Origin of the sequence: Bacillus sp. PK3_68 (assembly GCF_003600835.1) — a bacterium.
In the GTDB taxonomy this organism is placed as follows: domain Bacteria; phylum Bacillota; class Bacilli; order Bacillales; family Domibacillaceae; genus Pseudobacillus.
On sequence record NZ_NQYC01000001.1, the window covers coordinates 1,743,476 to 1,756,616 of the forward strand.

16 protein-coding genes and 1 pseudogene are annotated in these 13,141 nt (G+C 42.3%); 6 read left to right on the forward strand and 11 right to left on the reverse strand.

Annotated elements, in window-relative coordinates; all coding sequences use genetic code 11:
• Window positions 1-56: 56 nt before the first annotated feature.
• Complete coding sequence (gene gabT, locus CJ483_RS09145) at window positions 57-1,418, reverse strand: 4-aminobutyrate--2-oxoglutarate transaminase (protein WP_182917153.1); 1,362 nt, start codon at window positions 1,416-1,418, stop codon at window positions 57-59.
• Window positions 1,419-1,579: 161 nt separating this feature from the next.
• On the reverse strand, window positions 1,580-1,909 hold the full coding sequence (locus CJ483_RS09150) for a YuzD family protein (RefSeq protein ID WP_120037889.1): 330 nt from the start codon (window positions 1,907-1,909) through the stop codon (window positions 1,580-1,582).
• A gap of 90 nt (window positions 1,910-1,999) precedes the next feature.
• On the opposite strand from CJ483_RS09150, the pseudogene CJ483_RS09155 reads away from it, so the two are divergent.
• Window positions 2,000-2,297 (forward strand): annotated as a pseudogene (locus CJ483_RS09155) (NifU family protein).
• 135 nt (window positions 2,298-2,432) lie between these two features.
• Here the strand turns inward: CJ483_RS09155 and CJ483_RS09160 are convergent.
• Both CJ483_RS09160 and yutH read right to left on the reverse strand, forming a co-directional pair.
• Window positions 2,433-3,419 (reverse strand): 2-hydroxyacid dehydrogenase, encoded by a 987-nt coding sequence (locus CJ483_RS09160; protein ID WP_120034218.1) that lies wholly within the window; start codon window positions 3,417-3,419, stop codon window positions 2,433-2,435.
• Window positions 3,420-3,500: 81 nt separating this feature from the next.
• Complete coding sequence (gene yutH / locus CJ483_RS09165) at window positions 3,501-4,502, reverse strand: spore coat putative kinase YutH (RefSeq protein WP_120034220.1); 1,002 nt, start codon at window positions 4,500-4,502, stop codon at window positions 3,501-3,503.
• A 169-nt stretch (window positions 4,503-4,671) separates the two neighbouring features.
• Between yutH and CJ483_RS09170 the strand changes: the two genes are divergently transcribed.
• Window positions 4,672-5,178 (forward strand): phosphatidylglycerophosphatase A family protein, encoded by a 507-nt coding sequence (locus tag CJ483_RS09170; RefSeq protein WP_120034222.1) that lies wholly within the window; start codon window positions 4,672-4,674, stop codon window positions 5,176-5,178.
• A gap of 106 nt (window positions 5,179-5,284) precedes the next feature.
• Here the strand turns inward: CJ483_RS09170 and CJ483_RS09175 are convergent, their stop codons facing one another.
• Window positions 5,285-6,052, reverse strand: coding sequence for a TIGR01457 family HAD-type hydrolase (locus CJ483_RS09175; RefSeq protein ID WP_120034224.1), 768 nt, complete (start codon window positions 6,050-6,052; stop codon window positions 5,285-5,287).
• 49 nt (window positions 6,053-6,101) lie between these two features.
• Window positions 6,102-6,539: a type VII toxin-antitoxin system HepT family RNase toxin gene (gene hepT / locus CJ483_RS09180; RefSeq protein WP_120034226.1), complete on the reverse strand. Its 438-nt coding sequence runs from the start codon at window positions 6,537-6,539 to the stop codon at window positions 6,102-6,104.
• 128 nt (window positions 6,540-6,667) lie between these two features.
• On the opposite strand from hepT, the gene CJ483_RS09185 reads away from it, so the two are divergent.
• A complete protein-coding gene (locus tag CJ483_RS09185; RefSeq protein ID WP_120034228.1) occupies window positions 6,668-6,934 on the forward strand; it encodes a DUF3055 domain-containing protein in 267 nt (88 codons plus the stop codon).
• 161 nt (window positions 6,935-7,095) lie between these two features.
• Complete coding sequence (locus tag CJ483_RS09190; protein ID WP_406910022.1) at window positions 7,096-7,347, forward strand: hypothetical protein; 252 nt, start codon at window positions 7,096-7,098, stop codon at window positions 7,345-7,347.
• A 25-nt stretch (window positions 7,348-7,372) separates the two neighbouring features.
• On the opposite strand, the gene CJ483_RS09195 is transcribed toward CJ483_RS09190, so the two are convergent.
• A complete protein-coding gene (locus CJ483_RS09195; protein WP_120034232.1) occupies window positions 7,373-7,648 on the reverse strand; it encodes a YutD family protein in 276 nt (91 codons plus the stop codon).
• A gap of 106 nt (window positions 7,649-7,754) precedes the next feature.
• Between CJ483_RS09195 and CJ483_RS09200 the strand changes: the two genes are divergently transcribed.
• Window positions 7,755-8,633 carry a YhcN/YlaJ family sporulation lipoprotein gene (locus CJ483_RS09200; RefSeq protein WP_120034234.1) on the forward strand — a complete coding sequence of 293 codons (879 nt, stop codon included), beginning with the start codon at window positions 7,755-7,757 and terminating at the stop codon, window positions 8,631-8,633.
• A gap of 138 nt (window positions 8,634-8,771) precedes the next feature.
• On the opposite strand, the gene lipA is transcribed toward CJ483_RS09200, so the two are convergent.
• Window positions 8,772-9,689, reverse strand: a complete 918-nt coding sequence (gene lipA / locus CJ483_RS09205) for a lipoyl synthase (RefSeq protein WP_120037891.1) — start codon at window positions 9,687-9,689, stop codon at window positions 8,772-8,774.
• Between the two features lie 200 nt (window positions 9,690-9,889).
• Between lipA and CJ483_RS09210 the strand changes: the two genes are divergently transcribed.
• Window positions 9,890-10,852, forward strand: a complete 963-nt coding sequence (locus CJ483_RS09210) for a M23 family metallopeptidase (RefSeq protein ID WP_275064571.1) — start codon at window positions 9,890-9,892, stop codon at window positions 10,850-10,852.
• Window positions 10,853-10,937: 85 nt separating this feature from the next.
• Here CJ483_RS09210 and yunB read toward each other — a convergent pair whose 3' ends face one another.
• The 3 genes from yunB to CJ483_RS09220 are packed head-to-tail and all read right to left on the reverse strand — an operon-like array spanning window position 10,938 to window position 13,138.
• Window positions 10,938-11,516 (reverse strand): sporulation protein YunB, encoded by a 579-nt coding sequence (yunB, locus tag CJ483_RS09215; protein ID WP_342753905.1) that lies wholly within the window; start codon window positions 11,514-11,516, stop codon window positions 10,938-10,940.
• Window positions 11,474-11,692, reverse strand: a complete 219-nt coding sequence (locus CJ483_RS25475) for a hypothetical protein (RefSeq protein ID WP_342753906.1) — start codon at window positions 11,690-11,692, stop codon at window positions 11,474-11,476. Before CJ483_RS25475 ends, yunB begins: the two co-directional genes overlap by 43 nt.
• 60 nt (window positions 11,693-11,752) lie before the next feature.
• The gene (locus CJ483_RS09220; protein WP_120034236.1) at window positions 11,753-13,138 is read right to left on the reverse strand and encodes a bifunctional metallophosphatase/5'-nucleotidase; all 1,386 of its coding nucleotides are present in this window, start codon (window positions 13,136-13,138) and stop codon (window positions 11,753-11,755) included.
• Between the last annotated feature and the right edge of the window lie 3 nt (window positions 13,139-13,141).

The window sequence follows — 13,141 nt, forward strand, 5'->3', positions numbered from 1 at the left end:
TTATTATAGCAAAAATTATCTCGAGAGATAAGCATGCCGTTTTTCCTTGTTACAACTTATGCTTGGACAGCCAACTGAGAAACAGCTACTTCCAATGCTTCTTCTAAAATATCTAATCCTTCTTCTGCTTGTTCGTCAGTAATAACAAGCGGCATCAAAAGACGCAGTACATTGCCGTAAGCTCCTGCACTCATTAACAGCAAGCCGCGGTCATTTGCTTCTTTAATAAGCAGGTTTGTTAATTCTTTGTTAGGCTCCTTTGTTTGACGGTCTTTTACTAATTCCATTGCACACATAGAGCCGAGTCCGCGAACATCACCGATTTCATCATACTTCTCAGCCAGCTTGCGGAGACGATTCATAACAGTCTCACCTAATTTTTCGCCACGTTCATTCAAGTTTTCTTCTTCAATGATATCAAGAACAGCTAATCCGGCTGCACAAGCGAGCGGGCTTCCAGAATATGTTCCGCCAAGTTCACCTGGTGTAGAAGCATCCATAATCTCCTTGCGGCCGATTACACCACTGATTGGCAATCCTGCTGCCATTGATTTAGAAACAGTGATTAAGTCAGGTACTACATCAAAGTGCTCGATGCCAAAGTAACGGCCAGTACGTGCAAAGCCAGCTTGGATCTCATCAGCGATGAAAATGATTCCGTGCTTTTGACACTCTTCATACACAGCCTGAACAAAGCGTTTAGATGGAACGATGAATCCGCCTTCCCCTTGCACTGGTTCCATAACGACTGCGGCAATTGTTTCTGGAGCTGCATCATTAATAAAGAAATCACGGAACTGTTCGATAATCATATCTTCATATTGCTCTTCTGTTACGCCTTCCGGACGGCGGTAAGCATATGGATAAGGTGCTTTATATACTTCTGGAGCAAATGGGCCAAATTCATATTTGTAAGGTTTTACTTTGCTTGTCATTGTCATTGTTAATAATGTACGGCCATGGTAACCGCGGGAGAATGAAACAACGCCTGGACGTTTTGTATATTTACGGGCAATTTTCACTGCGTTTTCTACTGCTTCCGCGCCACTGTTGAAGAAGATGACTTCTTTTTCATGGTCTCCAGGAGCAATAGCCGCTAGCTTTTCAGCTAATTCAATGTATGGCTCATACATCATTACATTGAAGCCCGGATGAATGTATTGATCCACTTGTTTGTGTACAGCTTCTGTTACTTTTGGATGGCAATGCCCAACATTCATTACCCCGATTGCACCAACGAAATCAATAAATGTATTGCCATCCACATCATGAATCAACGCGCCCTCCGCTTTTTCAGCAAATGTCGGTACGCCATTTGATACGCCTTTTGGCACAGCATTTTGTCTTCTCTCTAATAATTTCTTTGCCTTTTCACCTGGAAGGCTGCCGTTTACCTTTGCAAATTTTCTTGTCATGATGTTTTACCCCTTTTCTTAAAAAATTACTTTCTACAACAATACTACTTGCAAAAATCGTGCCAACTTTAAAAAGGCAACAATACTCCTATTATTAGAAATAAACAGTCTTTTAATAAGTCAGATATGACTTATATAAGTCATATCTGACTTATATCTTCTTTTTAACCATTCCCTGCTTTGTACCCGTGCTTTTCCATTTCATGATAGATCGTTTTTAATTTGGGATTTCCTTCTCCTACGATGGTGTCTTCTAATAGAACAACCGGATAAAACATGTCTTCTTCTCTCACTCTTTCCGCAAATGCTTTTTTCTTTTCATCATCCGGCGGCGATTGAATATCCACATAGCTGATCGTAAATGGCTGATTTGGATATTTTCTCGAAAGTGCTGCTTCAAGCCACTCATATGTTTCTTTCGAAGAGGGCAGATTGACACAGCTCGGACAAAGCTGATCTGTTCCATAAATAGTAATTTCTACTTTCTTCTCCATAATCCTTTCCTCTCCTTTTTTTACTTTCATTTTAGCTTAAAATGTACATCTACAAAATAAAACCTCTCTTTAGTAAATATTTATCAATCAATGGATTTTTCTCATTATAATCATTATAATAAAAGAGAGAATGAGAAAGGAGTGGATCATAGTGGATGAACAACAAATGGAAATGCAAGTACGAGAAGTATTAGATAAATTACGCCCATTTTTGCTTCGCGATGGCGGCGACTGTGAACTAGTAGATGTAGAGGATGGCATTGTGAAACTTCGCCTTCTTGGTGCATGTGGATCATGCCCAAGCTCCACCATCACTCTTAAAGCAGGGATTGAGCGTGCCCTTCTAGAAGAGGTTCCAGGTGTCGTTGAAGTAGAGCAAGTATTTTAATAGCACGCAATACATGATTTCAAATTGACACTTCTTCATTATAAAAAAGCAGAGACCCCTTTTGGAGTCTCTGCTTTTTATGTATTGGTCAGAAAAAAAGCAGTTCACACATTTAACTCTCCAGGACAGCTAGCCTTATTTTCTTGAACCTAAAAAATCTTTATTGACGAGTGTTTTTGGCGCCCGATCGGCAAAGATGGCGTCCAGATTATCACAGCATGTTTCCATCATGGCGATTCGAGTTTCTCTTGTAGCGCTGCCAATATGAGGCAAGGCGACCACATTCTTTAATTTCAAAAGAGGATGATCAGCATTGATCGGCTCTTTATTAAATACATCTAATCCAGCTGCAGCAATGTCTCCTGCTTGCAGCGCCTCATATAACGCCTCCTCATTAACGATCGGTCCGCGGCTGGCGTTAATAAAAATAGCGTCTTTCTTCATTTTTTGGAACTGTTCACGCTGGAACATGCCCCTTGTTTCTTTCGTCAAAGGAGCCAGGCAAACGACAAAATCTGCTTCTGCAAGCAACTCATCGAATGAGCAATAACGAGCACCAAGCATTTCTTCCGCTACTTCGTGGCGCTGCCGGTTATGATAAATAATCTCCATATCAAACCCTGCTGCCCGTTTGGCGACAACCGTTCCAATCTTCCCCATGCCAACAATGCCAATCGTTTTATGATGAACGTCTGTCCCTGCTAGAAGCAAGGGAGACCAGCTTTTCCATTCGCCTTCCTTTATAAACTCAGCCGCTTCGATCATACGACGAGCGGTTGCCAAAAGCAAAGCAAACGCCAAATCGGCTGTGGTATCCGTTAACACATCAGGTGTATTGCAAATAGCTACGTCATGCCGGCTCGCAGATTCAAGATCAATGTTGTCGTAGCCGACAGCCATATTGGCAACTACTTTCAAATTTTCCCCTGCCGAGAACATTTCTTCATCCAGCTGGTCTGAGATAACAGTTAAAAGGGCATCCACTTTTTTTACTTTTTCCAGTAAAACCTCGCGTGGCACTTGTACATCCTCTTTTGGCCACATATCCACTTCGTAATTCTCTTTTAGTCTTGATACAATTTCTTCTGGAAGCTTTCGGGTTACATATACGAGCGGCTTCAAATCTCCACCTGCTTTCTCCTTTATATTTACTTTTTCATTTTAGCATAATTCGGAAAAATGCTCTGTCTTATATCAAAAAGATTACTGAAGCCAGGTGATGGCTGGAATATTTAACTGATTGGCAGACAATCCTGCTCGATTATAAAAGGAAGCTAAAAATTGTTCATACTCGTGTGAACTTGCTACATACCTTTTTAGTCTTTCCTCATTTTCTTTTTTTACGTGCCAAGACCCCTTGGCAAAGTAACTTTCCGCGCATTCAAAGTAATGAACAGGAAATAACAGTCGGGCATAAATAAGGCGCCAAGTAAAAGCTGTAATGGGTCTAACCTGCTGATATTGCCCAATAAAGTCAACGAAACGGGTGCGATAAAATAAAGATCCCTGCCAATATTCAGAACGAACCCATTCTGCTATATCACGAGCCGGGTGGTCAAACACCCAGTTAAACGGTTGATGAACGGCAGGTTCTCTCATCCATATTTGTTCGCTAAATGCTGTATGGCAAATCGTTCCTGAATCCCACTGTTGAGGAGATTCGTCTATTTCCGTATCGACTGTGTATTGTATAGCATTTTCCGTTATCCCCATGTAGTAAGGAAAAGACTGAACAATAAGCTGAGCAAAGGGATCATCCTGTTCTTTTACTAATTGGCTGATAGATTTCTCCAGTCGTTCTAAACGCTGTTCCCACCCCTCTCTCCATTTCCCCAATTCGCTCGCCGAATGAACCTGAAAGGAGAGCAATTGTCCTCTTAAATGAAAATGTGCCAGCCTCCTCCCAGTGAAAGCTCTTATCGAAGCGGGCTTTTCACTTACTAAAACGACAAACTCCCGCTGTTCTTCTGTAATTAAAAAACGGCCATTGCGATCACGTAAAAATATAGCTGTGCGCCTATCTCCTTGCCGAAGCATATGTTGAGACATTTGATGAAGTTCATATAAATATTGTTGTTCCTTCCCAGTCACATCAATAATATGATAAAGTAATCCATTACTTTCATAACATATCGTTTCTGCTGGGAAGGAGGCCCTTTCCGCCTCTATATTAAAGTGTTTAATCAATAATTGTTTCCCATCCATTTGCCTTCCTCCTCTTCTCTGCTCATTTTTATTGAATAGTCCGCACAGCTTAGGGGTATATAGGTACAGAGTACTTTTTTTATAAAAAAAGGAGTTTTGCTTCTTAACCTGGAATTCCTATTACAAGGAAAACTTTCATTATTAACATATTAGAGAAAAAGGTGATTGTATGACTCTCGAAGACAAATCAGTAATGAGCATGTCCGAAAAAACAGCGCGCCGCTGGCTCGGTGAAAGAGGAGTAACAGTGGATGATATTGCCGATCTGGTCATGTTTTTACAAAAGAAATATCATCCTGATCTGGAAATAGAAGAGTGTAAAGAAAACATAGAGAAAGTCTTGCAAAAGCGTGAAGTCCAAAATGCCATTTTAACCGGCATCCAACTTGATATGCTGGCGGAACAGGGCCAACTCGATGAACCGCTGCAATCCATTATTGCCAGCGATGAAAGCCTGTACGGCGTTGATGAAATTCTCGCACTCGCCATTGTGAACGTCTACGGCTCAATCGGTTTTACCAACTATGGGTATATTGATAAAGTAAAACCAGGCATTTTAGAGCATTTAAATGATAAATCGACCGGCAAGGTCCACACATTTCTTGACGATATTGTTGGTGCTATTGCCGCAGCTGCTTCTAGCCGTCTGGCTCATAAAGCAGCCAACGCCGAATAGAATAATAAAGCATCCGGTTGAGCTTAAAGCTCAACCGGATGCTTTTTCATGGTGTTGCATTAGTAGCCAACTTGTTTCATTTACTGCTCCAAATATGCTGTGACTCTTATATTTCCCACTCATCTAAGTTGTTTCTTGTAAAGCGTGGCTGCTGCTTTATGTGAACGAGGTGTTCCTTTTTCGTCACTCCTGTATGAACGAGCAGGGTATCAATCCCTGCATGGATTCCTGCCAAAATATCGGTTTGATAATTATCACCAACCATAAGTGTTTCTTCTTTTTTCGTACCAAGAACCTGAAGGGCTTGCTCCATAATAATGGCCTCAGGCTTTCCAACAAAAGTCGGGGCTGTTCCCGTAGAAACAGCAATGACGGATGTGAGGGAGCCATTTCCAGGCAGCAATCCGCGTTCAGTAGGAATAGCCGCATCGCTGTTTGTCGAAATAAATCCGGCTCCGTTCCTAACAGCAAGGCAAGCGGTCGCCAGCTTCTCATAGGTAATGCTGCGATCAATCCCGCAGACAACAAAATCTGGCCGCTCGTGTTCAACCAGTGTAAATCCTTTTTCACAAAGAGCTGAACGAAGCCCTTCTTCTCCAATCATATACACAGCGGCTTGCGGTTTTTGCTCAAACATATAATTAGCCGTCGCTGTAGATGCCGTAAATACTTGTTCTGGTGTTGCGGAAATGCGAAAGCTATTCAGCTTTTCTGCCACCTGTGCTGGCGTACGCGATGAATTGTTCGTCACAAACAAATAAGGAATCCGTTTCTCTTTTAACCGGTCAATAAAGGAGCTCGCTTCCTTTATCTCTTCTGCTCCTCGATACATCGTTCCATCCAAATCAATCAAATACCCTTTATATGTTTTCATTGCTCCTCCTTATGTACAAAAAACGCTTTCAGAATGAAAGCGCTGCTTGTTACGGTTTAAATGCTGAAACTGGGCCTAACTCATTTGTTAAATATTGTCTTACTTGTTCTGGAAATTGCTGAAGGGCAGAAATGTGATCATTGAACACATTTTCCACTTCCTGATGATCAACAGCTGTATATTGCTGAACGAGCATTTTTCTTAAAGCAACGACGGCTTTTAAAGAAACGGCCGCTTTTTTTTCAATGACTTGCTCGTCCTCTAGAATATCAATAATATCCTCGTAACTGCCGGGATCTCTCATAATAAAACCATCGATCATCGTATTGCCAACATCTAACATCGATTCAATAACCGTGTGAGCAATTCTCTCAAGAGCAGCCTGTTCGATTGCTGTCTTCCACTGGGATTGTTCAGCAAATGCAGATAGCTTGGCTTCCATAAATGTAAGTGTTTCTTCAATCTTTCCACGATCCACAAAATACATCGCGGGCACCTCTTCTCTATACTTTCTCTAATTTCTCCTTTATTTTATCATGAATCCATGAACAAAACACATCTTCGTCCTAGAAGAATCATGGTACAATCGAAACAAATAGACAGGAGTGACGCTTTATGCCAGAAAGATTTTTTCTTTATGATGAAACTGAATCAACTAAAACACGCTACATCAGTTTTATGGGAGAACACCAACGTTTTGATCTCGCTTTAATCCAAACAGACCGTTATTTTGGCAAACGCCTCGTGTTGGATATCCAGGGCAGCCGCTTTGCCATTATCGGGCAAGATGATTTAGAGGAATCGGGTTATCTTGAACATGCATTCAACTTGACAGAAGAAGAAGCGGCTGAACTCCGAGACTTCTTATGTGAAGTCATTTAGAGCATAGACAAGCGTTGACCGGGCATGCTAGCAGTAAGCGCAAGCACTTCAGTTAGCTTCAGAGTGCTTGAAGCGGTTCATCACCAAAGCAGCCGGAGGTAATGACTGTGTTCTTTAAAGATAACGAAGAAGAATATACCGACTTTTCTAATGTGGAAAAAATGCGTAACTTTTTAACTGTTGAGCAAACGCCCGAAGGTCCCTATGGAGCGCCGCGTGGCAAGTATGAGCCTGTAGAAAATAAATCCACCCCGTGGGAGGAAGGCCAACAATATTATACACCGACCACTTATGAAAACAGGTCTCTTCATCAAGGGATGCCACGCCGATTTCCGGGAGCTCATGACACCCATGATGACAAAGAGAAGAGCCAGGAAAGAGAATATCAGGATATCCCCCCTAATAACACATAAAAAAATCGAGCCTCTGTGCTCGATTTTATTTTTGAATTTTTTTAACGACGAAATAGGCACAGCCAAAATTACAATATTCATATAAGTACTCTTTCAGCGTACTGATTTTTGAATCAAATGCGGCTTTTTGGTTATCATCTTCATAGAAGCCCTTTAATCGAAGCTGTCCGTATCCCCAATCCCCTACGATGTAATCATACTTCGTTAGAATGTCGCTGTAACGCTCTTTAAATACCTCTTCATTGAATCCATTGCTCCGCTCATCAATGACTTCATAACAATGATTTTGGATACAAATCATCTCTCCTCAGTCCTTTCCTTCTCCCTTCATTATAGCCCATCAGCCATTAATTACTAAGAAAAAAATGAACAAAAAGGGGCAATCTACGTGTTGAGGGGGTGTTAACATGAAAAAACCATTGTTAACTGTGGGATTTTCCAGTTTATTGATGCTAGCTGCTTGTAATGCAAATGATGGAAACAATCTTGCCGGCGTAGACAACAATCGAGACGGCAATCGGATAAACGTCGCTGATCGATATGATCGGGATCGCTACGATATGTATAATGGGGATCTTGGAAATGGAAGAGATGGCAGAATTGGCGGATATAACAAAGATGAACGCTCAGATAGAGGCGGCCTAATGACAAACAATCGCCAAGATGGCTTTGGCTATGTCCGTCATCAAAAAGGAACCGTTCAAGGACAAACAGTTTCTTATCGAAATATGCATGTTCTTGACCGGGAACGGGCAGCGGATACGATTGGCAGATTAAGCCTTGACCTGCCTAAAGTGAACGACGCTTCCGTGCTCGTAACAGATCAGGAAGTTTTGGTCGCTTATGATACAAATGCGAAAGAAGATAAAGACCGCAGAGAAGTGGCAGAGCAAGTAAAGAGAACAGCATTAAGTGTCGTACCGCGTTGGTACCATGTGTATCTTACTGACGATACTGACCTACGCCGTGATATCGAAAACATTGCACAAACAAATGGTGGAATGGCTGTAGCGCGTGATTCTGTCGGTCGTACAGTTAAATTGATGAAACAAAGATCACCTCAAGGCTACCAAAAAACAGAAAAAAACAACAATCAAAACACTCAGATGAACCAAAATAACGGAATGAACGGAACAGGCGGTACAAACAGAAATCCACAAAACACGGGCACGCCACAAACAACAGGCACACCAGGAACAAACTGGACAACTGGTCCGGATGATCAAGATGGGGCATTAGATCATACACCTGGCAGAGCTAACCCTTTTACCAACGGGGGAAGCTAACTACACCGTTTATCACAACTAAAAACACCCGGTTTCTCTTTTTTGCATCGTCCTTCGATACTTATAAGAGACCGGGTGCTTCCTTTTTTATGCTACTCTTTGACAGCAGACGCTGAACAAAGCCTCTACCATTTCGGTTTATGCTTCAAGTGTTTCTTTTTCGCCAAGTTCTTGCTTCGCTTTGGCTGCTGAGTTTACCTGTTCATCCGCATGATACGAAGAGCGAACAAGTGGACCAGCTTCACAATGGCTGAAGCCTTTTTTCATGGCAATCTCACGGAGCTCCGCAAATTCATCTGGGTGGTAATATTTCTGGACTTTTAAATGCTTCTTAGAAGGCTGCAGGTATTGCCCCAGCGTAACGATATCTACGTTGTTTGCTCGAAGATCGTCCATCGCTTCCATGATTTCTTCTTTTGTCTCTCCAAGGCCAAGCATAATGCTGGATTTCGTTGGAATATCAGGCTGCATTTCTTTGGCTCTTCGCAAAAATTCAAGCGAACGCTCATATGTAGCACGCGCACGCACTCTCGGTGTCAAGCGCTTTACTGTCTCAATATTATGGTTGAGAATATCTGGACGTGCATCCATGAGCATTTTCAAATTTTCTTCTATTCCTCCCATATCAGAAGGAAGCACCTCAATAGAAGTAAATGGATTTTTGCGGCGGATCGCCCGTACAGTTTCTGCAAACACAGCTGCCCCACCATCTTTTAAATCATCGCGGGCAACCGCAGTGACTACTACGTGTTTTAAATTCATCAATTCAACAGAGTCCGCAACCCGTTCCGGTTCTGCCCAATCCAATTCAGTCGGTAAGCCTGTTTTCACGGCACAGAAGCGGCAGGCGCGCGTACATACATCACCAAGAATCATGAAAGTAGCGGTTCGGCGTACTGCCCAGCATTCATGAATATTAGGGCATTTTGCTTCTTCACACACCGTATGAAGGTTTTTCTCCCGCATCATTTTTTTCAGGCCTGTATAGTTTTCATTTGTATTCAATTTTATTTTTAACCAATCCGGTTTGCGTAAATGTTCTTCTTTCTTGCTCATTCCTTCATCTCCCATCATTCTGCTTTGAACAATAGCTTCTTTCCTGAAGAAAAACAATCCTGTAGCCACTGTATCATAGTCCATATTCTAACACAATTCTTGTCCTTTTCATGTTTTTCAGACACTTTTCTGTATGAAACAATCGTAATTTCACAAAATAAAGAAAGAACGCTAAAAGGGAGAGAATTTCATTGCAAAAATTGATTTGGCTTTTATTTATTACTTTCATTTTAACTGCGTTTCCTGCCGAAGCAGCTGATAATAAAAAAGACGAGCAGATGTATCAAAAACGGATGGAATTGTTTAAAAAAATGGAAGCAGCTACTGCTATTCCATGGTATTATTTTGCCGGCATGGACCAATACGAAAGAAATTTACGATTTGTCCGCAAAGATTTGCCTGAACCGGGCACTATCTCTATTCATATACCCGAGAGCAAATGGGCTGGTCCACTAAACCCTAATCAAAAGGATAAGAATCCCGGCACTATTGCAGTTTTTCAAGGACTAGGTGTAGACGGAGATGGCGATCAGAAAGCCGATCGCCTAAATGGCGAGGATGTACTTGCTGCAATTGGGCGTTATCTCCTTACCTATGGAACGGATCACGATAATATCAAAATTGCTCTCTGGCGCTATTATGGACGTGACAAAGCAGTTAGCATCATCACCGGCAACGCTAAAATGTATAAAGAGTTTGGAAAGCTTGATCTGCAAGAAAAGGCCTTTCCTCTTCCCCGCCGTTTTAATTACACTTTTAAGAATACATGGGGAGACGCACGCGGCTGGGGAGGGCGCCGCATTCATGAAGGAACAGACATTTTTGCCGATTATGGTGTCCCTGTCCGTTCTACTTCTTACGGAATTGTTGAAATGAAAGGGTGGAACCGTTACGGAGGCTGGCGGGTCGGCATTCGGGACATCAACAATACGTATCATTACTACGCACATTTAAATGGCTTTGCTAAAGACTTAACACTGGGTAAAATCGTTAAACCCGGCACCGTGATCGGTGGAGTGGGAAGCACCGGATATGGACCTCCTGGTACCTCAGGAAAATTCCCCCCACATCTTCATTATGGAATGTATAAGGACAATGGACGTACGGAATGGTCCTTTGATCCTTATCCTCACTTGAGGCAATGGGAAAGAGCCGGCTCCTGATGAAGGAGCCGGTTTTAAGATCGCCTTGACTGATCACTTTCTACACGTAGGAGAGAAAAATATCTCTTTCTTACAGCTCAGCAGTTTATTTCTTCTTTGAAGGCAATTCAATAGAAGGAGACATTCCGCCGCCGCCATTATAGAAATCCGGTACCTCACCAGGGACAATTCCCATAGCGACCGGTATATCCTGTACAACTGTTGTCATCTCAGTAGCGAATGGAACAATAATTTGTACATTTACCTCTACTTCAATAAACACTTCTACATATGCATTGTTAATGCCATATGGCTTTACATTCGATTTGACATTTGATGTTACCTCACCGATAGCATGAAAGCGAATGGGGATTTTAGGTCCCAAGTTGCCAAGCAGAACATTGTTTGTCACTTGACCAAGAGGAACATAGTAGACAATCCCATCGGTGCGATTTGTTTGATCAGTTTCAATTTCCACATCAGATAAAATCTCCAGCGCTTGCAAATTGCCCCGCTCTGCCTCCTTTAAATTTAGTTGAACGAGGTTGGTTGTTTCAGCCATCACCCTGTTAATAATTTTCGCATTTAGCTTTGTCATCGAAGGGTTTTTCGGATCGCTTTCAATAATGTCATTAATGTCCATTACACTGGCGACCTTTTTGTTAATTGCTTTATTAATGACCATAGCAGCAATTTTTTTGTTTCTGCATGAGCATAACCAATTAAAGTTGGTTTTACATTTTTATTGATGATCCACAAACTTGCAGCTGTTGAAAAAGTAAATAAAACAAGTGTAATTAAGAATACATAGCGAAGAGGGAGCGGCCCTCTTTTCGATCTCCACCTTTTTTGTGCAGCCAAAAAAATCCCTCCTTCTTAGCTAATCTATGCTAAAAAAAGGAAGGATCATGCAACAAAGTTTCATTCCTTGCCGTGAAAACCGTAGTGGAGCAATTTCCATTCCATGACGTCCCGCAGAAACTCTGGCATAAAATGTTTTTTATTCGGTGACCGGTACAGTTCAGGGAAAAATTGTCCGTAGGCAAACATATCCAATGTGGCGATCTTATATTGCTTACTATCCACGATGTCTTCCTGATTAATCTTAAAGCTGTAGCGCTCCATATCCACGCTTAAGTGATCATATACAAACCGTCCCATTACTTTTCCTCTAAAGCCCAGTCCCTTGATCGGCAGATGAGGCCATTTCTCATCCGTTGTCTGCTTGAGTACTTCCTTTAACTCTGCTCCTGAAATTTCAATAATACAAGGATTAATCGGATGGGGGAGCATTCGGTGAATATCATATTTCGTGACGGTACCAGCCTGGAGGCCACCAAGAAAGAGACCAGCATTTAACAATGCTCCGTCTGCCTTGCACCATTCCCTAAGCGCCTCACAAAGCAGCTGGGGAAGCTCTGATGGAGCAAACCAATCACTCGTTAACGGAGCCGGTAAAGAGATAACCGGTTGACTGAGCGCTCTCTTCCCCTCTTGTTCATACCCCTCTATCTCCTGCTGTTCATTGATTGGTGCCGGCAATTCTTCTGCTGTGCTATATACACGTGCTTTCTTTTCAAGAATTTGCTTTTTTTCCATGTCTACTTGAAGCATAACGTGCCCCACATAATAACCAAATCGACCAGCTGCGGCAAGCAGTGTGTTCTCCATCCTTTTGCCTTCATGAAGCAAATGATGAGTATGAGCTCCAAGCACCACATCCACTTCTGGAAGATTATGAGCAATTTTTTCATCTTCATAAATACCTAAATGAGAAAGGATGACAATAATATCCGCTTTCTTGCTCAGTTCAAGCACTTGTTGCTTCAATTCAGGAATAGGCTGGGTCAACTTCCAGCCAAGCTGTTCATATGCTCCTGAGAAGAAGGCAGTGGCTCCGGTAAGCCCCAAGGTCATCCCATTAGACAGATGAAGAACATCAAAAGGCTGCGCCCATTGAGGCCGTTCACCGTTATCATCATAAAGATTAGCGAGCACGACTGGAAAGCGGGCTTCCTCATATAAAATATCGAGCCCTTCTTTTGGCAAGGTAATTCCCTCGTTGTTCCCAATCGTTACAGCGTCATATCCCGCTTCGTTCAACAGCTCGATATTTCTTTTCCCGAGCGATCCCTCTGTCATCGGGTGTGACCGGTCAACATGATCGCCAATATCGAAGATAAGGACACTTTCCCCTGCCTCTTCATGCCATTTTCTCCGTTCCTGCAAAAAGCGGCGGATTCGCGGCCAATTCTCAAAATGGCTATGAAGATCATTCGTGTGATAAATGTGAATCGTTTCCTTCAAACT